This window comes from Bacillus sp. AFS015802 (assembly GCF_002561455.1).
In the GTDB taxonomy this organism is placed as follows: Bacteria; Bacillota; Bacilli; order Bacillales; family Bacillaceae_B; genus Rossellomorea.
On sequence record NZ_NTUP01000012.1, the window covers coordinates 127,009 to 147,129 of the forward strand.

The 20,121-nt window shown below is 47.0% G+C and carries 24 protein-coding genes; 15 read left to right on the forward strand and 9 right to left on the reverse strand.

What is annotated here, in order from left to right; all coding sequences use genetic code 11:
- Positions 1 to 77: 77 nt before the first annotated feature.
- Both pdxK and CN378_RS08475 read right to left on the reverse strand, forming a co-directional pair.
- Entirely contained in the window at positions 78 to 887 is an 810-nt protein-coding gene (pdxK, locus tag CN378_RS08470) for a pyridoxine/pyridoxal/pyridoxamine kinase (protein WP_098351451.1), read from the reverse strand.
- A gap of 161 nt (positions 888 to 1,048) precedes the next feature.
- The gene (locus CN378_RS08475; protein ID WP_098351452.1) at positions 1,049 to 1,399 is read right to left on the reverse strand and encodes a YflT domain-containing protein; all 351 of its coding nucleotides are present in this window, start codon (positions 1,397 to 1,399) and stop codon (positions 1,049 to 1,051) included.
- 140 nt (positions 1,400 to 1,539) lie between these two features.
- Between CN378_RS08475 and CN378_RS08480 the strand changes: the two genes are divergently transcribed.
- The 5 genes from CN378_RS08480 to CN378_RS08500 all read left to right on the forward strand — a co-directional run bounded on the left by CN378_RS08480 (position 1,540) and on the right by CN378_RS08500 (position 3,958).
- On the forward strand, positions 1,540 to 2,307 hold the full coding sequence (locus CN378_RS08480; protein ID WP_257141078.1) for a DUF4230 domain-containing protein: 768 nt from the start codon (positions 1,540 to 1,542) through the stop codon (positions 2,305 to 2,307).
- 15 nt (positions 2,308 to 2,322) lie between these two features.
- Positions 2,323 to 2,997, forward strand: coding sequence for a uracil-DNA glycosylase (locus CN378_RS08485; protein WP_098351547.1), 675 nt, complete (start codon positions 2,323 to 2,325; stop codon positions 2,995 to 2,997).
- Between the two features lie 36 nt (positions 2,998 to 3,033).
- The gene (locus CN378_RS08490) at positions 3,034 to 3,210 is read left to right on the forward strand and encodes a uracil-DNA glycosylase (protein ID WP_098351453.1); all 177 of its coding nucleotides are present in this window, start codon (positions 3,034 to 3,036) and stop codon (positions 3,208 to 3,210) included.
- A 73-nt stretch (positions 3,211 to 3,283) separates the two neighbouring features.
- The gene (locus tag CN378_RS08495; protein ID WP_098351454.1) at positions 3,284 to 3,571 is read left to right on the forward strand and encodes a YwdI family protein; all 288 of its coding nucleotides are present in this window, start codon (positions 3,284 to 3,286) and stop codon (positions 3,569 to 3,571) included.
- A 15-nt stretch (positions 3,572 to 3,586) separates the two neighbouring features.
- Positions 3,587 to 3,958: a DUF423 domain-containing protein gene (locus tag CN378_RS08500; RefSeq protein ID WP_098351455.1), complete on the forward strand. Its 372-nt coding sequence runs from the start codon at positions 3,587 to 3,589 to the stop codon at positions 3,956 to 3,958.
- Between the two features lie 49 nt (positions 3,959 to 4,007).
- Here the strand turns inward: CN378_RS08500 and gerQ are convergent, their stop codons facing one another.
- From gerQ to hemQ, 3 genes are all read right to left on the reverse strand, one after another.
- A complete protein-coding gene (gene gerQ, locus CN378_RS08505) occupies positions 4,008 to 4,454 on the reverse strand; it encodes a spore coat protein GerQ (protein ID WP_098351548.1) in 447 nt (148 codons plus the stop codon).
- Positions 4,455 to 4,505: 51 nt separating this feature from the next.
- Positions 4,506 to 4,928, reverse strand: a complete 423-nt coding sequence (locus CN378_RS08510; RefSeq protein WP_098351456.1) for a cell wall hydrolase — start codon at positions 4,926 to 4,928, stop codon at positions 4,506 to 4,508.
- Positions 4,929 to 5,288: 360 nt separating this feature from the next.
- Positions 5,289 to 6,035, reverse strand: coding sequence for a hydrogen peroxide-dependent heme synthase (gene hemQ / locus CN378_RS08515; protein ID WP_098351457.1), 747 nt, complete (start codon positions 6,033 to 6,035; stop codon positions 5,289 to 5,291).
- 308 nt (positions 6,036 to 6,343) lie between these two features.
- Between hemQ and pta the strand changes: the two genes are divergently transcribed.
- Positions 6,344 to 7,315, forward strand: coding sequence for a phosphate acetyltransferase (gene pta, locus CN378_RS08520; protein ID WP_098351458.1), 972 nt, complete (start codon positions 6,344 to 6,346; stop codon positions 7,313 to 7,315).
- A 242-nt stretch (positions 7,316 to 7,557) separates the two neighbouring features.
- Positions 7,558 to 8,400 carry an octanoyl-[GcvH]:protein N-octanoyltransferase gene (lipL, locus tag CN378_RS08525; RefSeq protein ID WP_098351459.1) on the forward strand — a complete coding sequence of 281 codons (843 nt, stop codon included), beginning with the start codon at positions 7,558 to 7,560 and terminating at the stop codon, positions 8,398 to 8,400.
- A 364-nt stretch (positions 8,401 to 8,764) separates the two neighbouring features.
- On the opposite strand, the gene CN378_RS08530 is transcribed toward lipL, so the two are convergent.
- On the reverse strand, positions 8,765 to 9,580 hold the full coding sequence (locus CN378_RS08530; RefSeq protein WP_098351549.1) for an RsfA family transcriptional regulator: 816 nt from the start codon (positions 9,578 to 9,580) through the stop codon (positions 8,765 to 8,767).
- 247 nt (positions 9,581 to 9,827) lie between these two features.
- Between CN378_RS08530 and CN378_RS08535 the strand changes: the two genes are divergently transcribed.
- From CN378_RS08535 to CN378_RS08545, 3 genes are all read left to right on the forward strand, one after another.
- Entirely contained in the window at positions 9,828 to 10,052 is a 225-nt protein-coding gene (locus CN378_RS08535; RefSeq protein WP_098351460.1) for a YuzB family protein, read from the forward strand.
- Between the two features lie 277 nt (positions 10,053 to 10,329).
- A complete protein-coding gene (locus tag CN378_RS08540; RefSeq protein WP_098351461.1) occupies positions 10,330 to 11,631 on the forward strand; it encodes an HD domain-containing protein in 1,302 nt (433 codons plus the stop codon).
- A gap of 61 nt (positions 11,632 to 11,692) precedes the next feature.
- On the forward strand, positions 11,693 to 12,202 hold the full coding sequence (locus tag CN378_RS08545) for a YwgA family protein (protein ID WP_098351462.1): 510 nt from the start codon (positions 11,693 to 11,695) through the stop codon (positions 12,200 to 12,202).
- A gap of 54 nt (positions 12,203 to 12,256) precedes the next feature.
- On the opposite strand, the gene CN378_RS22590 is transcribed toward CN378_RS08545, so the two are convergent.
- Together CN378_RS22590 and CN378_RS08550 are read right to left on the reverse strand one after the other, a co-directional pair.
- Entirely contained in the window at positions 12,257 to 12,412 is a 156-nt protein-coding gene (locus tag CN378_RS22590; protein ID WP_179884852.1) for a hypothetical protein, read from the reverse strand.
- On the reverse strand, positions 12,402 to 12,587 hold the full coding sequence (locus tag CN378_RS08550; protein ID WP_034765056.1) for a 2-hydroxymuconate tautomerase: 186 nt from the start codon (positions 12,585 to 12,587) through the stop codon (positions 12,402 to 12,404). The genes CN378_RS22590 and CN378_RS08550 overlap by 11 nt, the downstream gene beginning before the upstream one ends.
- 289 nt (positions 12,588 to 12,876) lie before the next feature.
- On the opposite strand from CN378_RS08550, the gene CN378_RS08555 reads away from it, so the two are divergent.
- Complete coding sequence (locus tag CN378_RS08555) at positions 12,877 to 13,482, forward strand: site-2 protease family protein (protein ID WP_098351550.1); 606 nt, start codon at positions 12,877 to 12,879, stop codon at positions 13,480 to 13,482.
- Positions 13,483 to 13,496: 14 nt separating this feature from the next.
- Positions 13,497 to 14,000: a YwhD family protein gene (locus tag CN378_RS08560; RefSeq protein ID WP_098351463.1), complete on the forward strand. Its 504-nt coding sequence runs from the start codon at positions 13,497 to 13,499 to the stop codon at positions 13,998 to 14,000.
- 383 nt (positions 14,001 to 14,383) lie between these two features.
- On the opposite strand, the gene CN378_RS08565 is transcribed toward CN378_RS08560, so the two are convergent.
- Complete coding sequence (locus CN378_RS08565) at positions 14,384 to 16,444, reverse strand: transglycosylase domain-containing protein (protein ID WP_098351464.1); 2,061 nt, start codon at positions 16,442 to 16,444, stop codon at positions 14,384 to 14,386.
- A 411-nt stretch (positions 16,445 to 16,855) separates the two neighbouring features.
- Between CN378_RS08565 and speE the strand changes: the two genes are divergently transcribed.
- The 3 genes from speE (at position 16,856) to CN378_RS08580 (ending at position 19,837) form a co-directional block, all read left to right on the forward strand.
- Positions 16,856 to 17,686: a spermidine synthase gene (gene speE / locus CN378_RS08570; RefSeq protein ID WP_098351465.1), complete on the forward strand. Its 831-nt coding sequence runs from the start codon at positions 16,856 to 16,858 to the stop codon at positions 17,684 to 17,686.
- Positions 17,687 to 17,791: 105 nt separating this feature from the next.
- Positions 17,792 to 18,664 carry an agmatinase gene (speB, locus tag CN378_RS08575; protein ID WP_098351466.1) on the forward strand — a complete coding sequence of 291 codons (873 nt, stop codon included), beginning with the start codon at positions 17,792 to 17,794 and terminating at the stop codon, positions 18,662 to 18,664.
- A gap of 132 nt (positions 18,665 to 18,796) precedes the next feature.
- Positions 18,797 to 19,837: an SDR family oxidoreductase gene (locus CN378_RS08580; protein WP_098351467.1), complete on the forward strand. Its 1,041-nt coding sequence runs from the start codon at positions 18,797 to 18,799 to the stop codon at positions 19,835 to 19,837.
- Positions 19,838 to 20,121: the final 284 nt, after the last annotated feature.

The window sequence follows — 20,121 nt, forward strand, 5'->3', positions numbered from 1 at the left end:
GGGGGGAGGTCCGTCCCTCAAAAAAGGTGCCAGGCACGAAGGAGTTGATTCGTGCCTGGCACCGGTTGTCCAAGAGATTATTTTTCGAAGCGGTTGTAGGCTCCGTGCATGACAGGTCCTACGTATTCGTTTAGTTTGAAGCCGTGTTTGATGGCGGCTGTGACGAATGTTTTCGCGTTTTGAACGGCTTCCTTCACGTCTTGTCCATTGGCGAGGTTCGCAGTGATTGCTGCTGCGAAGGTGCACCCAGCTCCGTGATTATAGCTCGTTTCCACCTTTTCTTCCTCAAGAAGGGTGAATTCGTTTCCGTCATAGAATAAATCGAGGGCTTTGTCATGTTGCAGCTGCTTCCCACCCTTGATGACAACATTCTTCGCGCCAAGGTCGTGAATCTTTCTGGCAGCTTCCTTCATTTCTTCAACGGTTTTGATCGGCCCTGTTTCTGCAAGCTGGCCCGCCTCGAACAGGTTAGGGGTGACAACGGTCGCGCGCTGCAAGAGGTGTTCCCTCATGGCAACGGTTGTTTCAGGGTTTAGTACTTCATCTTCCCCTTTACATACCATCACCGGGTCAATGACGACTTTATTCAAACCGAATGCATCGATTTTTTTCGCTGCAAGCTCGATGATTTCAACCGTGCCGAGCATCCCCGTCTTCATGGCATCGATTCCGACAGAAAGGACCGTTTCCAATTGTGCTTCCAGTGTATCGAGTGGTAATGGATGAACGTTGTGGTGCCAATGGTTATTCGGGTCCATCGTCACAACAGTGGTAAGGGCCGTCATCCCATATACGCCATGCTCCTGGAATGTTTTAAGATCGGCTTGGATCCCTGCGCCTCCGCTCGTGTCGGACCCTGCGATCGTGAGTGTTTTTTTCAATGTCATGGTTGCATTCCTCCTATGAAAATAGCTCGTTATCTTTGTAAAAGTCTGACTAAAGAATATAATATCATCCGGGTAAATACAAATTCTTTTATCTTTAGATGACGCCAAAAAAGACGTCGATTGAGAATCCATCGACGTCTTTTCAAGACTGCTAAATAAACTTAGAAGGGTTTGGCGTTATTCTCCGTTGCTTCTTTGGAAGCGACGATGACCAGCTTTCCTTTATCCAGTTCTTCTTCATAGGCGTCGGCCTCTGCCTGATTCATGCCGACAGACTTCATTTTCGAACGCAGTTCATCTCCGCGGCTGTTGAACATATTACCCATGGATTCGATGATTCCCTGCTCCTTGATACCAGTGGATTCCGTATGCGTTGCCTCTGTGATGTGCTTAGAGCGATGTTTGTCATGAGCGAATACGTAGATGTCATCTTTCGTATAACCTTCACTTGTGAACATTTCGATTTCCTTTTTCGCTTCTACCACATTTTCAGCTGTTTGAACTTTATACATATTCATTACCTCCACTTTTTTGTCTTGTCCCTTCTTTTCCCGGTACTGTAAAATTCAAACTTTCCAAAATATAGAAATGTTTTTTAGAGAATAATGGTTTCCAAGATTCTACATTATTTCCTATAATAGAAGAGAGGAAGGTGAAGGAATTGACAAGCCAATACAAAAAAATACAAGAAATCGAAGCAATCCTGGCTGACTTGAAAGCGACTGAAAGAGAAACCGGCGCCTCTATGGCCATTGATAATAGAAGCAGCAGACATATCACTCCATGGAGATTAGTCCCATCACTCCTGTCACTCTGGAAAAAGAGGGTGGTGCTGATCTTTCTGGCAGTCCTCCTGTTGGCTGGGGGAGCATCATTAGGGATCTACTCATGGCTATCCGGCTCTACTTTTACAGAAGAAAGGGGCTCGTTTGTGGAACGGATTCAAGAGATGAGCTCACTGGCTACGGCCCAGGGGTTTGTGAAGGCAGTGATCGAGCAGGAGGATAATCAATTGTTCGGGAAAGAAATCAATGCGGATCTTCCCGGCACGGAACGGAAGCTTCTGATGGTCGTTCCCGGGACCGTTCTCGCAGGGGTCGATTTACAAGGTATCGATGAGAGGGATATAGTAGTGAATGAAGAAAAGAAAGAAATTCAACTGACCCTGCCCCGTGCGGAGATCCTTCAGGAACCGTCGATCGATACGGACAACATCAAGACGTTCTCAGTAGAAGGGATCTTCCGGAATGATGTGGACTGGAATGAAGGCTTTGCCCTTGCAGAGGTGGCAAAGGACCAAATCAGTCAGGAAGCGGTCGAGCAGGGAATCCTTCAAGCCGCTGAGAAAAACGCAGAAAAATCATTGAAGGGTTTCTTTGAACAATTAGGATACAGCGTGACGATTAATTTTCAAAACTAGAAGGGGTGTCTATTGGTGACGGCAATTTTTCAAAATGATTGGGCACACGTTCTGGAAGATGAACTACAGAAGGAGTACTACGGGAATTTAAGAGAATGGCTGAAGGGAGAGTATGATTCTACCATCACCCATCCTCCCATGCACGACATTTTCAATGCTTTTCACTACACGGCCTTTGAAGATGTGAAGGTCGTCTTACTTGGACAGGATCCGTATCATGGGCCAAATCAGGCAGAAGGATTAAGCTTCTCTGTGAAAAAAGGGATCAAGATCCCTCCGTCCTTACGAAATATGTACAAAGAGCTTCAAGAGGATATTGGCTGTCCGATTCCCCCTCACGGCTCACTGGTAAAATGGGCAGAGCAGGGTGTCCTGTTATTGAATACAGTGCTGACCGTTCAGGACGGGAAGGCCCACTCCCACAGGGGGAAGGGGTGGGAGAAGTTCACCGATCATGTCATTTCCTTATTGAATGAGCGGGAGAAGCCGCTGGTGTTTATTTTATGGGGGAAGCCTGCTCAAGGGAAGCAGTCCCTTATCGATTCATCCAGGCATTATATTGTGACGGCGCCCCACCCAAGTCCGTTATCGGCTCATCGGGGATTCTTTGGCAGCAGGCCTTATTCCAAAACGAACGGGTTTCTCCGGGAACAGGGAATGGGCGAAATCGACTGGTGTATCGAAGAGTGATGTTTCACGTGAAACACTTTGAGGGAGGAAGGCTGTGTGAAAAAGGAAGAAAGGATCAACTGCTTCCAATGTCACTACTTTTATACGACGTGGGAGCAGGCCCATCCGAGGGGATGCAAGGGCTACGGGTTTAAAACAAAAGCGATGCCTTCCCTGGTGGTTTTTCAATCCTCGGGAAGCCCGTGCATGAAATTCAAGCCGAAACAACGCTGATGATATATTTGCGAAATCCTTCAATAAGAATTAGGATAAAGACGTACATACTGCGTGGAAGGAGTCAACGATCGTGAATATCCCACATCAATCATTAATCAAAAAAATCGAACATGAACTCGGGAAAGCGAAGTCGGCAGAAAAGGCCCAGCATATCCGTGAGCATGTGTATTCAATAAAAGCACTATGTGAAGTGCTGCTAGAGGAAAACCAGGCGGTCAGTGCCGCGCCGGTGTATTCTCAACCTCAGCAACCCTATTTTCAGCAATCACAGCCGGTTCAGAAACCCGTCACCATTCAGAAGGAAGAGCCCCTTGAAACGGATGACGGAGCCAACGGCAATTCATTATTTGACTTTTAGCCCAGGAGGTTCATCATGAAAACATTTATCATTATCGGAGCCATCAACGCCTTTCTATCCGTAGCACTGGGAGCTTTCGGTGCCCACGCGCTGGAAGGGAAGATTTCACAGAAATACATCGATACGTGGAACACAGGCGTTCTCTATCAGATGTTCCATGCCATCGGAATTCTCATCGTCGGAGTGCTGATGGGGAATGTCACACCAACAGCACTGCTTTCCTGGTCAGGCTGGCTGATGCTGATCGGCACGGTTCTTTTCTCAGGCAGCCTTTATGTACTGAGCCTCTCAGGCATTAAGGTCCTCGGGGCGATCACACCCCTTGGAGGAGTCAGCTTCCTCGCAGCCTGGGTACTCCTGATTGTATTCGCGGCGAAAACATTATAAACATGAAAATACCCTGTAAGGAAGTGGATTTCCTTACAGGGTGTTTTTTTTAGCGTTGCGAATAGGATTGCATAGATCCGCCTGCACCATATGGATATTCATACTCGATTTCTTCATCGAATGTAATATAATCTAAGTAAATCATGGGAATGAGGTACCGTGTCCCTGTTTGTGGATCGCTCAGGATCAGGTGATCCCGGCCGGCGGCTTCAATGATCCCTTTGAAAATCTTGGCATTCCATTCCTTATTGTTTTCAAAAGTAGTATACACCGTCGCTACCTTTCCTTTATTCAACCTGAGAATATTCTCGATGTACGACTCCTCGATGGGAAGCATTCCCGGAACATTTTGAGAAGGTGCCGGAGCATTCGTCGGTGAAGGAATTTGAAAGCCTCCACCACCTTGTTGCTGTGGATAATACTGTCCCTGTCCTTGCCCACCACTGTAATACTGCTGACCATAAGGATTATAGGCAGATTGATTATACCCTTGCATATACGGGTTTGATTGTTGGTTCGCCAAACCGAATACCTCCTTTGAGTGAAATTAATATACTTTCGGACAATCACCTTGAGTGGGTTGATAGAAGCAGTGGGATTTGAAACGTCCCGCGTTGGACTGGTTATACCACTCGGCCGGGCAATTACCTGCGGGCTTAAAGAACCAAAGGGAATACGACGCAGGGTGATACCTGCTGCCTTTAATAGTCTTCCGCGCCAAGTCGATTTCCTTTTGCCGTGCCCGTTGATAAAAGTAACCTTTCTGGGTTGCTTCGAATCCACCCGGACTCTGAAACACCATATCCTGAAGACTCGCCAATTTCTTGAAGTCAAGGCAATCAGACCGGACCCGGTTCACCCCGACATTCCCTACCATCAGCATACCCTGCTGTCCTTCACCCTCGGCTTCAGCCCTCATCAGTCGAGCCAGGAGCTTTACTTCCTTCTCGTTATAAGGAATAACAGCCATCTTCCCACCTCACTTTAGAAGATGCTATGTCTCACTATTTCATGTCTATGTGGGGGGAGAATAATATATTCGTGTGTTTTTGTTATGAAGAGGAGGACTTTTTTGAAAGGCTGATTTCGCAGAAGTTACTCTTAAGTACAGGAGACTTCGAAGGTCTATCAACTGAACACCTTGGAGTATGTTGGGTGTGTATTATAAGTGTAATTATATATGTCTATTTAAGAAACTCACGCCCCGCGGAAAGCGAGCACCTGGAACGGAAATCAACCAACACCTTTCCCTTAAAAAAACAATTTTCACAAAAGAGCCTTAATAAAAAAACGACAAGCCACAGGGAAGGACTTGTCGTTTGTCATGTATTTAGTTCACGTGAAGGAATTTTGAAATGGCTTCTTCTTTTAATAGATTTCCTACGTAGAAGGCACCGAATTCGCCGTAGCGTGCACTTACTTCATCAAAGCGCATTTCGTACACAAGCTTTTTGAATTGAAGGACATCATCGGCGAACAGGGTCACACCCCATTCGTAATCATCGAAACCAACAGAACCAGTGATGATCTGCTTTACTTTTCCTGCGTACTGGCGACCGATCATACCATGGCTTCTCATCATGTCACGACGCTCTTCCATCGGAAGCATGTACCAGTTATCATTCCCTTGGCGACGCTTGTCCATCGGATAGAAGCAAATATGGTTCGCTTTCGGAAGGATCGGGTAGATGCGTTCCTGCACATACGGATTCTCGTAAGGGTCACCCTCTGAAGGCATGTAGTTGCCGAGTTCCACTACAGAAACATATGAGAATGTAGGGATCGTGAATTCAGCGATTTTCAACTTATTGAATTCATTTTCCAGCTCATTTAATTCTTCCATTGTAGGACGAAGGATCATCAGCATGAAGTCCGCTTTTTGCCCAACGATCGTGTATAGGGCATGACTTCCTTCCTTCGCATCCTGCGTTGAGTTCATGCGATCTAAGAAACGATGGAATTCTGAAATCGCCGAGGCTCTTTCTTCACTCGGAAGCATCTTCCAAGAAGTCCAGTCCATCGCTCGAAAATCATGCAGGGAATACCAACCATCTAATGTTTGTGCCGGTTCTGCCAACGTAATCACTCCTTAAAGTACTTTTTCCAACTTTACTATATCATAGTTTGACCGCAGAAGAAGAATACAAAACCCAATGTCGGTAAAATGGCACAAATAGTGGATAGCCGAGTGATTTCTGGAACACACTATCCTCGTAGATTGTTACATAGGCTTAGGAATGTGGAAGAGAGGGTAAAAGGAAACGGGAATTATTAGAAAACAAAGACTTTTGTTGTGAAATCGGTATCATTTCTCCTTTTCCTTGAATTCCTATATGAGAAGAGTATTCTAAGATTGGATATGTATAAATCAAGGAGGTTCCTCTATTGAGCAACTTATTTACAACACTAACAGATAAAGTAAAAGGCAAAGAGCTGAAAATCGTTTTTCCTGAGGGGACAGACGAACGCATTTTAACAGCGGCATCCCGTCTGGCGGGCGACGGCATCCTGACACCGATCGTTGTCGGAAACGTGGATGAAGTAAATGCAAAAGCAGACGAGCTTGGTGTGAAGCTTGACGGATGTGACGTGGTCGATCCCGCATCATTCGCTGGAATGGACGAGCTTGTCAAAGCATTCGTTGAACGTCGTAAAGGAAAAGCAACGGAAGAAGATGCGAAGAAAATCCTGTTGGATGGCAACTACTTCGGAACAATGCTTGTCTACACAGGACAGGCCCACGGTCTTGTAAGCGGCGCAGCCCACTCAACGGCTGACACGGTTCGCCCGGCCCTTCAGATCATCAAGACAAAAGAAGGCGTACGCAAAACATCCGGTGTCTTCATCATGGTGCGTGAAGACGAAAAGTATGTATTCGCTGACTGTGCGATCAACATCACACCTGACAGCCAGGATCTTGCTGAAATCGCAATCGAAAGTGGAAAGACAGCTGAGATGTTCGACATCGATCCACGCGTTGCGATGCTGAGCTTCTCGACAAAAGGTTCGGCAAAATCACCGGAAACGGAAAAAGTGGTTGAAGCCGTCTCTATCGCAAAAGAAAAAGCACCACAACTGACAGTCGACGGTGAATTCCAATTCGACGCTGCCTTCGTTCCATCAGTAGCAGAGAAAAAAGCACCGGGTGCAGACATCCAAGGCAATGCGAACGTATTCGTATTCCCAAGCCTGGAAGCTGGTAACATCGGATACAAAATCGCCCAGCGCCTCGGAAACTTCGAAGCAGTCGGACCGATCCTTCAAGGATTGAACGCTCCTGTGAACGATCTTTCACGCGGTTGTAACGAAGAAGATGTGTATAAGCTTGCATTGATTACGGCTGCTCAGGCGCTGTAAGGATATAGATTTATCGGAAAGCCGGATCCTTTTGGGGTTCCGGTTTTTTTGTGGTGATGAAAAAAGTTGTTTTGCCTGTTGAATAACGATCTTTTTTTGACAGGTAAAAAAAGATGGAAATTCAACAGGCAAACTTAACAGGCAATCCCCTTCAAACCTTAAAGAGTGTCCACCCCCTTTTTTAGCAACCCCACTTTATGTGATATAATGAGCTCGCATGTTGTGAGTGAAGGAGAAGCGTTATGGATAAGGAAAAAGCGTATGCACTGCTTCGTCAAGACAGATGGAGAGTGATTGATCAATCAAGTTTGGGACCGATGTTCGGGGCCCTGCAGTCGTTTGCCATGGATGACACATTGTGCACGGCAGTCGGAGCAGGTCAGTCTGATCCGGCGGCGCGCTCATGGGTCCACCATCAAACGGTCGTATTGGGTATTCAGGATACAAAACTGCCCTTTCTTTCTGATGCCTTGAAGGTGTTGGAAGAGGAAGGCTATCGATATATTGTACGAAACTCAGGTGGATTGGCAGTGGTATTGGATGAAGGGGTACTGAATCTGTCTCTGGTTTTCCCTGACTCTGAAAAAGGGATCGACATTAACCGCGGCTACGATGCCATGTGGTTACTGATCAAGGACATGTTCAAGGACTTTGACGTGGCAATAGAAGCGAAGGAGATCACCCGCTCCTATTGCCCCGGAAGCTATGACCTTAGCATCCGTGACCGGAAATTTGCAGGCATTTCCCAGCGGAGGATCCGGAATGGCGTAGCCGTCCAGGTGTATCTCTGCGTCAACGGAAGCGGTTCTGAACGGGCGGGTCTCATCCAGCGTTTTTATGAGACGGGGCTGAAGAATGGGACGACGAAGTTCACGTTTCCGGATATCGATCCCGACGTGATGGCATCGTTAACGGAGCTCCTTGGAGCCGAATTATCGATTCAGGATGTGATGCTCCGCTTCCTGCAGTCTCTGAAAGGGTTCAGCGGCGAATTTTACAGCAGTGCCCTTCAGGGGGAAGAGTATGGGATGTACGAGATGTATTATCAGCGGGTCGTTGATCGGAATGAGAAGGTGTTGGGATAATGTGGAGAGCTGGACTTCGGTTTATATCGGAGCCCAGCTTTTTTGGATGTAATTGGAAAAATACGCAATTAATAAAATAATGACGCAATCAAAGCTGATTTCGACGCAATAAAAATAAAAATGACGCCATCACCCCCGATTTCGACGCAATAAAAGATGAAATGACGGAATCAAGCGGATACCCGCCCGTCTTGGACTGAGCTTCCACTCTTGATCGTCGCATTTTTAGCTAAAATAGGTTTTAGGTAACTAGTTTTGAACCAAACTGGACATACTTTACGTCTTGTAGAAAGAGATTCTTTTGTATCTCACAAACTCCACCAAAAAACCAGCACGCCCACAGGCGCACTGGTTGGGAATACCATTATTCAGCTACTTTTTCGAGGTTTCCGTTGCGATCCATCTTGAAACGGGGTGCCTTTGACTCGTCTTCATCGAATACGACAAGCTTTCTGGCCCGGTTCATGATTTGCATGAGTGTTTCGTAGTCTTCCTGCATGGTGACGGAATTGTTTTCAAGATCTTTGACTTTCTTTTCGAGCTCGGCGTTTTCCTTGCGGATGTCGGAAATCTCCTGCCTTAGTCGTTGGTTTTCTATTTTAACGTAGTCTGTGTTCATGTTGGTCTGGGCCAGGTTCTGCAGGAAGGCGATGACTTTCTCGAGTGTCACTTCCCCCTTTAATCCGGATGGCTTCACGACATGATTAGCTGCAGGTGCTTGTGGAGCCACGTAGGCTTGTTCCTCGCTTGCTTCCACTTCAAAGTTTTGCGGTGCTTCAACGATTTCTTTCCCCAGCTGTTCCGTTGCCGGCACGTAGTTCTCGTAATCGGCGAACTCCATTTCTTCTTGTGCTTCAGACATTGATAGAGACATAGCGTCTAAATCTTCCGCGGATGGTGTTGGTGGCTGATAGAGCAATTTTTTCTTGCCGCCTTGATCCTTCCCTAGGATGCGGTGGCGCTGCTTACGTTGTTTTTTTGCTAGTTGAAGAGCTTTCTCGTATTGATGGCGCACGACGGCGTTCCAGCGGAATCCACATGCGGCGGATGTACGGTTCAGTTTGTCGCCGACTTCTTCAAAGGCGTTCAATTGTGTGCTGCCTTCACGGACGTGGCGTAGGACTGTTTCGGCCAATAATAGATCATTTTCTTCCGTCCAGGCATCCTGTCTTGTTTTCATCATCATTTCATCTCAACTCCCAAAAGTTTTCTTAAAGTGTTCGTTGGTTAAAGGATGGACCATTTTCCATGTTTTTATACGAATATGCTAAAATTATTTTCTGTCTGCTAGTTTCGTTGTATCAGTGGGCTTTTCCACAAGGTGGAAGCGATGTTTCCTTGCAAAACATGACAGAAAACTGTATTCTATAAATCGATGTTTAGGACGAATAAAATCCATTTCAATAGATAGAAAGGGTTGTTGACAGATGGCAAACGAATTTCGTGTTTGCGATGATTGTCAGGCCGTTAACCTGAAGAGCTTGATCCCCAAATTGAAAGAGATTGACCCGGATGCACCGATCGATATTGCGTGCCAATCCTATTGTGGTCCAGGACGCAAGAAGACATTCGCCTTTGTGAATAATCGTCCTGTAGCGGCGTTGACTGAAGAAGAGCTCATGGAAAAAGTAATCAAGAAAATAAAGAAATAAAGAAATAAAGAAAACTTCCACCTGAGGGAGTTTTTTCTTTTGTTTGGATAAAATAAATAAAGGTTTGCGCCTCGACGGAAAAGGAAACTAGATAAGGGGTGAAGAAATAATAGGGTGAGGTTTTTTTGTCAAGCGTCCAATTTTTTTGAAGGATTTGGAACGCTTGCGGTTGACCAATCAAAGGACAAATACCTATTTTTTTCGACAAAATTCGAGATGAACAACAGGACGTAAGTCGCTATAATAGAAATATGCTAGTTTAGGAAGAGGGTAGAAGATGGAGTATGCCAAGCAGAAATTACATGAAGAAAAAGTATTTAAAGACCCTGTTCATCGGTATGTCCATGTAAGGGATCGTGTGATTTGGGATTTGATCGGAACGAAAGAGTTTCAGCGACTCCGCAGGATCAGGCAGCTGGGGACCACCTACCTGACCTTTCACGGCGCCGAGCACAGCCGGTTCAATCATTCCCTTGGCGTGTATGAGATCATCCGCCGCATCGTCGATGATGTTTTCGCTGGCAGGGCGGAGTGGAATCAGGATGAACGTCTGCTGTCACTATGCGCAGCGTTATTGCATGATCTCGGGCACGGGCCGTTTTCCCACTCCTTTGAAAAAGTGTTTCACCTCGATCACGAGCATTTCACCCAGGCCATCATCCTGGGCGATACAGAGGTGAATGCGGTCCTCAGCAAGGTGGCACCGGATTTTCCTAAGCATGTGGCCGAAGTGATTGCGAAGACGTACAGTAACAAGCTCGTCGTCAGCCTGATTTCCAGCCAGATCGATGCGGACCGTATGGATTATCTGCAGCGTGATGCCTATTTTACAGGGGTGAGCTACGGACATTTCGACATGGAGCGGATCCTTCGCGTCATGAGGCCACGTGAAGACCAGGTCGTCATCAAGCAGAGCGGGATGCATGCCGTGGAGGATTACATCATGAGCCGCTATCAGATGTACTGGCAGGTGTATTTCCATCCCGTCACCCGGAGTGCAGAAGTGATTTTGACGAAGATTCTACATAGAGCGAAGGAGCTTCATGAAGAATACTATTCCTTCAAACAAAGCCCGATCCATTTCTACTCCCTGTTTGAGGAGGAAGTGTCCCTTGAGGATTATTTAAAGCTCGATGAAGCGGTCATCATGTACTATTTTCAAATTTGGCAGGAAGAAGAGGATCCGATTTTACGGGACCTTTGCGAGCGCTTCATGAACCGGAATTTATTCAAGTACGTGGAATTTGATCCGGCGAAGGAATACAAGAAGCACAGTGAACTGGAAGCCCTCTTTAAAAAGGCGGGAATCGATCCCGATTATTATCTGGTGGTGGACTCATCTTCAGACCTTCCATACGATTTCTACAGGCCGGGCGAGGAAGAGGAACGGCTCCCGATCCATCTTCTGATGAGAAATGATGAGCTGCGTGAACTTTCCAGGCAGTCGGATATCGTGGATTCCATTTCCGGAAAACGACGGACCGACCATAAATTATACTATCCAGTGGATTTACTATATGACGAATCGACGAAGAAGAATATTAAGAGACAGATACGGAAGATTTTAGAATTGACATAAATGACACTACAGCCAATGAGGATCTGACATATGCAATACTAGGAGTAGGAGATGACGTACATTGTTGAAAGATCATGCAAAACTGATGAGTGCCTTCTTAGCCTCGGGTGAAGTGGTGGGAAGGAAGAAGCTTCAGAAGATGATATTCATCGCCAAGAAGCTTGAATTCCCGTTTCAGGAAAAATTTCAATTTCATTTTTACGGTCCGTATTCGGAAGAACTGACGCTCAGGGTCGAGGAACTCTGCAACATGGGATTCATCTCCGAGGTGAAGGAGAAAAAGGGCGGTTATTATCAGTACCGGTACACCGTCACGAAAGAAGGGGAAGACTTCCTGCAGATCTATGAGAAGGAAATGCCCTGCCTGAAGGATTGCCTCACGGATATGAACGTTCAATCAGCACGCTTTTTGGAGCTCGTTTCAACCGTCTTATATTTTGATAACCTTCCTAAAGAAGAAGTCGTGGAGAAAGTATTCACACTCAAGAGTAAGCAGAAATATACAGAAGAAGAAATCGACGAAGCCTTCGTCTACATCGAAGGATTGAAAACGAAAAAAATCGTCCAGTAACGGACGTTCTTATATGAAGGTGAAAGGGGATCATCCGAAGCGGGTGATCCCTTTCTAAATAAAAAAATCGTCACTCACGAGCGTAATGCAGTTGATTCCTTTTTTTATGATGCGGCCGTTTGGCATGCTGGCCCTTTTATGATAAAAGCCCGCTGCACAGGCAATGAATGCTTTTGCAGCGGGCTTGTCTTCTGCCTTTCTATTGATCACTCAGTCTCTTGCCACCGACGGCATAGTGACCTTTCGTCATTTCTTCAATGAAGACAACGATTTTCTCTTCAGGTGCTCCCGTCGTTTCGCTGACGGCTTCGGTTACTTTTTCGACGAGGGCACGCTTCTGTTCCTCTGAGCGGCCTTCGAGCATTTTTACGGTGATATAAGGCATTATGGTTCGCTCCTTGCTTTTGGATTTGGTACAATCTGTGGTAGGCTTGTACGATTCTGCCTCCCATTTAAATGTAATCGGTAGGGGATCTTTGAGCAAGTTTGATATGATGGATACGGGAATTGTTTTTTGCATGGTCATGAATGCAGGAATTTATCTGTATACTATGGAATAAGAAAGTAAAACATTTTTTAAAGGAGTACATACTTTGGATACATTTAGCTCTCTGTTTGAGTCGGTTTCCGTCTTTCGGTTGGAAGAGCTTCCCTTTGTCGTGATCGCCCTCGTCATGGCCTTCACGGTTCATGAATTTGCCCACGCCTTTGTGGCCTATAAATTCGGGGATACGACAGCGAAGGATCAAGGAAGGCTCACATTGAATCCGATTCAACATCTGGACCCGCTTGGGACCATCTTAATACTAATTGCGGGATTTGGCTGGGCGCGTCCGGTGCCGGTCATGAGATCCCGATTCAAGAATCCTCGTTTGGCAGGGGTACTGGTTTCAGTCGCGGGTCCCCTGAGTAATTTTCTACTGGCCTTTATCGCGTTCGGATTTTTCTACTTCTTTGTTGGAGTGACCGGGGGAGTAGGGGTTCCTCCATTCGTCATCGATCTATTGCAAATGATCGTATACTTGAATGTATTATTATTTGTTTTCAATTTACTGCCGTTCCCTCCACTGGATGGATACCGGATCATAGAGGATCTGTCCCCGAACCATGTCAGGGCAAAATTGACGCAGTATGAGCAATATGGCGTATTACTATTTCTGATCATCGTGATTACGCCCCTGGATGAATATACGATCTGGCCGTTATTACAGGGCGGGATGACCGCGACCAATCAGGCCTTCAGTACGATATTCACGACGATATTTTCAATCTTTAGCTAGAGGAGTGACGTTTCATGGAAAAGAAAAAGAACATTGGATTCAACATCATCAAAAGTGATCCGACTGACGGTCATGGCGGCTACGGTGTGGGATCACTGAGTCTTGATAATGTTTCGCCTGTGATGATCGATGTCGAAGAAGGCGAAGCGACAATCGAGATCGGAGCGATGCATGCGAGAAGCCCGATCGAAAAAGGGATCAAATTCACGAATAACCGTGAGGACTCGGCAGGCGGTAAGCCGTACTGGCTGATCTGGGTGACCATCGACCGGATGGAAGACGGCCCGTACTATGCAGGCGTGACGGCGTGTGAGCTCGTTGTGAACCGTGAAAAGCGCAGGGGCTACAAGTCCATGCCGGAACACGTGAACAATATGGATAAATCCATCAAGAGGAAGATCGTCCTGGATCAACTCGACGACAAGTCAAAAGGGATCCTCACAAACTTCTTAAAGAATCATGATGCAGGTATGTGGGAACGCTCAAAGGATGAGCTGAAGGAAGCGTTAAAAATATAAATTAGAAGAAAATCATCGTTTTGTGAACAAACTGTGACATTTTTTTGAATATGTCGTTCACATCTTGCTCTATGGTGAGAAAAAAAGTACACTTAAATCACAGTTTGCACATAAACTAGGACATGAAAGACCCCGGGTTCGCACAAACCCGGGGTTTTTCGTTGTGTTTTATAGATATATAGCTGGAATTGGCGGCGCGATTTGGTTTGGTTGCGGCAGAATGGGAATTCCCTGTGCAAGCCGCCTCCGCTTTTCGAGATGTCCAGCTCCGGCGGCTAGTCCCTCGAGGTCATAAGGCAAGAAAGCCAAAAAGGCAAGGAGCGCCTTTCCGGCGTTCTTGCCTTATGCTTGTCGGGCCTGCCCAAGCCGCCTCCGCTTTTCTTTTAAAAAATCCAATCCTTCACTTTATCATACCAAGACTTCTTCTCTTTTTCCGGTGCCTTTTCTTTCGGTGCTTCTTTTTCGCCCAAGTGTTCATGACAGTATTCGGTTGGTTCAGTGCCTTTTACAAAATAGGTGAAGCGCTGCACCGGACAGTCTTCGGTTGCGAGAAGTCCGTTATGCGGATTTACTGCTACGCCGACGACGCCCTTGGTAGGTTTGAAGTTTTTAACGGGTTCATCCTTCAGGGCTTCTTCCATGAAGTGGACCCAGATTTTCTTGGCGTAGTATTTATCATCGACCAATGAGATTTCTTTTTCCCTGTCATATCCGGTCCACACACCCGCCGTCAGTTGAGGGGAGTAGCCGATCATCCAGTTGTCGGTGTTGGTCGTCCCCGATTTCCCTGCATAGGGCCGGGTGGCGTCTTTACGGATCTGGATCCCTGTCACTGTCGAGTAATCATTGAGCATAGGATCGAATATCCCCGTTAGCATATGAGTCATGACGTAGGTGAGGTCGGGGTCTAAGACCTGCTCTTTTTTCGATTCATGTTCATAAATGACGTTACCGGACCAGTCTTCCACCCGTGTGATGAAGACGGGCTTCACTTTGTAGCCGCCGTTGGCAAAGATGCTGTAGGCGTTGACCATATCGATGACCCGTGCCCCGGATGTACCGAGTGCCGAGGAAGGATATTTCTTCACCTTGGTCGTCAGTCCGAATGAATCCTTTGCGGTTTCCGTCAAGGTGTCCTGTCCGATGAAGAGATGGGTCTTCACGGCGTACACGTTATCCGATAGAGCGATGGCCTGGGCAAGGGTGATGTCGCCCCCTGCGTATTTATTGTTGTAATTATGAGGGGTGTACTTTTTTCCATTATCGAACGTGAAGGACGTCAATTCGCTCTTCATCGTCGTGGACGGCGTAAATCCCTGCTTCAAGGCAGAATAGTAGAGAAGCGGCTTGATGGTGGATCCAGGCTGGCGGATTGCCTGCACGGCACGGTTGAACGGACTTTCTTCATAATTCCGTCCACCGACAAGAGAGGTCACATACCCATTCTTAGGATTCATGGAGACAAAGCCCAATTGGATATCGGATTCCTCGGAAATCTGTTCCTTCACGACTTTCTCGGCGACCTTTTGATGGTCGGGGTTGAGGGTCGTATATACCTTCAGTCCACCCATTTCGATGGTACGCTCTTCGATTCCCAAGTCGGAACGGAGGATGCTTTTCACTACATCTTGAAAATAAGGGGCGGTTTCCACCTTTTGATGAGCATGCTCCCCGGTGATGCGGATCGGTGCCGCTTTGGACACTGCCTGCTGCTCCTTGGATATGAGACCGTCCTCGGTCATGGACTGAAGGATGAGCTCCTGGCGCTTCTTGCTATTTTCCATATGGGTGACCGGTGAATAGTAGGACGGTGCTTTCGGTATCCCGGCGAGCATGGCGGCTTCTGAAACCGTCAGCTGGCTTGCGTCCTTGCCGAAATAATACTGACTGGCAGCCTGGACACCGTAAGCGCCGTGCCCGTAATAGATGGTATTTAAATAGCCTTCTAGAATGTCCTTCTTGGAGTAGTTCATCTCGATGCGGAGCGTATAGAGGGCTTCGGAAATCTTCCTCTTCCACGTCTTATCATGTGAAAGAAATAGATTGCGAGCGTATTGCTGTGAAATGGTACTTGCCCCCTGGACCTTTGACATCGCTTTGACGTCTGCCAGGGCGGCCCCTGCCATCCGTTTCAAATCAAAGCCGTAGTGCTGGTAGAAGCTTTTGTCTTCAATGGAGATGGTCGCTTCGATGAGGGCCGGGGAAATTTCCTTCAGGCCCACCCAGTAGCGCTTCTCGCCTGTATTCGTTTCTCCTATGACAGAACCATCCTCACTGTAGATCAAAGTAGATTGAGGGACGGCGAGGGGCGGGGGACCCTGGACCTTGGCATAGATCAGAACCCCCATGACCCCGAGCATAAAGAGGACCATAGCCGCGAGGGCCCCCACCACTGCAAATCTCGCATATTTCTTTGTCTTCTCCATGTGCGCCATCATTTCCATACCTCTCCCTACTTTCCCTGCAGAGGCCCGCATTTTTTGAGGGACGGACCTTCCATTTTTTTATATTGGTTTTCTCGTTTATACTGATTTACGTGTAGTATCAGTATGAAAAGATTTACGAGATTTTAAACGTCAAAGGTTTAGAAAAAATTTCACTTGAAATTTTGCTAGATTCCACTATACTTTTTCTCATGTTTGTATTTATCATGATAGGGAAGGATAAAAATGACGTCCTTTGCGGATGTTTTAATAAATAGGAGTGAAGCCCGTTATGTCAGGCTTTCGCTTGACTTTGTCCTTTAGGCGAACGTGTGAAAACTCAAACTAGTGGTATATGATTTTTTTCAGCAGGGAGCGGCAGTAGTGAAAAAAATCGATAAAAATTGAAAAACAAGAAGGGAAGTTGAAACAATGAGTGGACTTTGGTACACAGAGAAACAAACAGAAAACTTCGGAATCACGATGAAAATCAAGAAGACTTTACATACAGAGCAAACGGATTTTCAGTATCTTGAAATGGCTGAAACAGAAGAATGGGGCAATATGCTGTTCCTTGACGGCATGGTCATGACGAGCCAGAAGGATGAGTTCGTCTATCATGAAATGGTGGCACACGTTCCATTATTCACGCACCCGAATCCAGAAAACGTATTGGTTGTCGGCGGTGGAGACGGAGGTGTCATCCGTGAAGTGTTGAAGCACCCGAGCGTGAAAAAGGCCGTTCTTGTTGAAATCGACGGAAAAGTGATCGAGTACTCCAAGAAGTATCTTCCTGAGATTGCGGGAGAGTTAGAGAACGAGCGCGTGGACGTACAAGTGGACGATGGCTTCATGCACATCGCGAAAAGTGAAAACGAATATGACGTGATCATGGTCGACTCCACTGAGCCTGTCGGACCGGCGGTAAACTTGTTCACAAAAGGTTTCTATGCAGGGATCTCGAAAGCATTGAAAGACGACGGAATCTTCGTTGCCCAATGTGATAACCCATGGTTCAAAGCAGACCTTATCCGCCAGGTACAAAGCGACGTGAAGGAAATCTTCCCGATCACCCGCCTGTACACAGCGAATATCCCGACATACCCAAGCGGACTGTGGGCATTCACCATCGGTTCCAAAAAGCACGACCCGATCGAAGTACCGGAAGAGCGTTTCCATGACATCGAAACCAAATACTACACACCGGAACTGCACAAAGCAGCATTCGCCCTTCCGAAATTCGTTAAAGACCTGACCAAATAAATGTGAGGGACGGACCTCATATTTCAACGTGAAATCCTATAATATCAAGGAGGGACGGACCTGAACCAAGGTCCGTCCCTCTCCTAAAAAGAGAGGCTGAAGAATATGCGTTTTGATGAGGCTTATTCAGGTAATGTGTTTATTAAGAGTCATCCTTCTTATGAGGAGAGCCAGGTGGTTCTTTATGGGATGCCGATGGATTGGACGGTTAGTTATCGTCCGGGTTCCCGTTTCGGTCCTGCCCGTATCCGCGAGGTGTCGATCGGGCTGGAAGAGTACAGTGCGTACCTCGACCGTGAGCTTGAAGAAGTGAAATACTATGACGCCGGAGATATCCCGCTGCCGTTCGGTAACCCGCAGAGGAGCATCGATATGATTGAAGATTATATCGACGGCCTCCTTGGCGACGGAAAGATCCCATTCGGAATGGGTGGGGAGCACCTGGTCTCATGGCCGGTCATGAAAGCCATCGCGAAGAAATACCCGGACCTGGCCATCATCCACATGGACGCTCACACGGATCTTCGTGAAGAGTATGAAGGGGAGCCATTATCCCACTCGACTCCGATCCGGAAGATCGCCGAGCACATCGGACCGAAGAACGTCTACTCATTCGGGATCCGTTCCGGAATGAAAGAAGAGTTCCAATGGGCGAAGGAAAACGGCATGCATATTTCGAAATTCGAAGTGCTCGAGCCGTTGAAGGAAATCCTTCCACAGCTAGCAGGACGCCCTGTGTATGTGACGATCGATATTGACGTCCTGGACCCGGCCCACGCTCCTGGAACTGGAACAGTGGACTGCGGCGGCATCACGTCGAAGGAATTACTGGCATCCATCCATGCCATCGCTCACTCTGACGTGAACGTCGTGGGAGCGGATCTTGTGGAAGTGGCGCCAATCTATGATCCATCCGAGCAGACCGCGAATACGGCAAGCAAGCTGATCCGTGAAATGCTCCTTGGCTGGGTAAAATAAACCAAACTGACAGCCCCTTCTCATTGACAGAAGGGGCTTTGCTTTTATACTATATGTTTAAAGTTTTAAACATATAAACTAATAAGAGGGACGGACCTCTTATACTAAATAAAATGAGAGAAGGGTGATCGTGTGAATCCATCAACCGTACTCGTAACCGGCGGAACAGGCTTTGTTGCCTCATGGCTCGTGAAAGAACTGCTCGAACAGGGTCATGACGTGAGGACGACCGTCCGCAGCCTGCAAAAAGAAGAAAAATACCAGCACCTGAAAGATATTGAAAGCGCCACTCCCGGGACCTTAACCATCTACGAAGCCGACCTGCTGAAGGAAGGGAGCTTCGATCAAGCCGTCGAGGGCTCGGAGTACGTTTTCCATACGGCCTCGCCCTTCTTGATCAACGGCATTAAAGACCCTGAAAAAGAACTGGTGGAGCCGGCAAAGAAAGGAACGCAAAACGTTTTAACATCCGTGAATAAAGCAGGGTCCGTCAAGCGTGTGGTCCTGACCAGCAGCGTCGTCGCCATCTTCGGTGACCACATCGATATGAAAGGCAAGCCTCATTTCACAGAGGATGATTGGAATACGACAAGCTCAAAAGACCATCAGCCTTACAATTACTCCAAAACCGTGGCTGAAAAGGAAGCATGGAAGATGATGAAAGACCAGGACCGCTGGGATCTCGTCACCATCAACCCGTCCTTTGTCATGGGGCCGGCACTCACCAAACGGACGGACTCCACGAGCACTTCTACAATTCTATCGTTTTTGACAGGAGGCTTTAAAACGGGGGTACCGGATCTCGCAACAGGAGTCGTGGACGTGCGGGACATCGCCAAAGCCCATATGCTAGCAGCCTTCACACCGGAAGCCAAAGGGCGCTACATCCTTTCAGGTGGAGAAATCACGTTCATAGAAATCGCGAAACTGATTGAAAAGAACTTCCCTGACGAGTATCCCCTCCCGACCAGGGTCGTTCCCAAGCCGCTCATCTGGCTGATTGCACCTACAGTGGGCCTTACCAGACCATACGTGAGCAAAAACGTCGGACTTCCTGTGACATTTAATACGGAGAAAAGCATCAAAGATCTTGGCATGACCTATAGAAGCCTCGAAACCACCTTCACAGATCAAGTGAACCAAATGAAACGGGACGGTCTTATAAAAAAATAGGCACTTAGGCTTGTTTCCATGAAGTATGGTTGGTTTATATAAAAAAGTAGAACTCGCTCCATTGAATGTGGGGAGTTTCTTTTTGGGGGAGCGAGTAATCAGGGTCAGCGTCTTCTTTTAAAATAGGACGCCAAGCCCTTTAAAGAAGAAACAGCATAAAATAAGCGGAGATTCTCCGGTTACAATCAGAATACACCTCGATTTTGGGGTGGATAACCGGAAATTTTCCGCTTAAGCTCAGAAAAATCACCCCTTTTTTGTATTTTTAAGTCAATAGGCGGAAA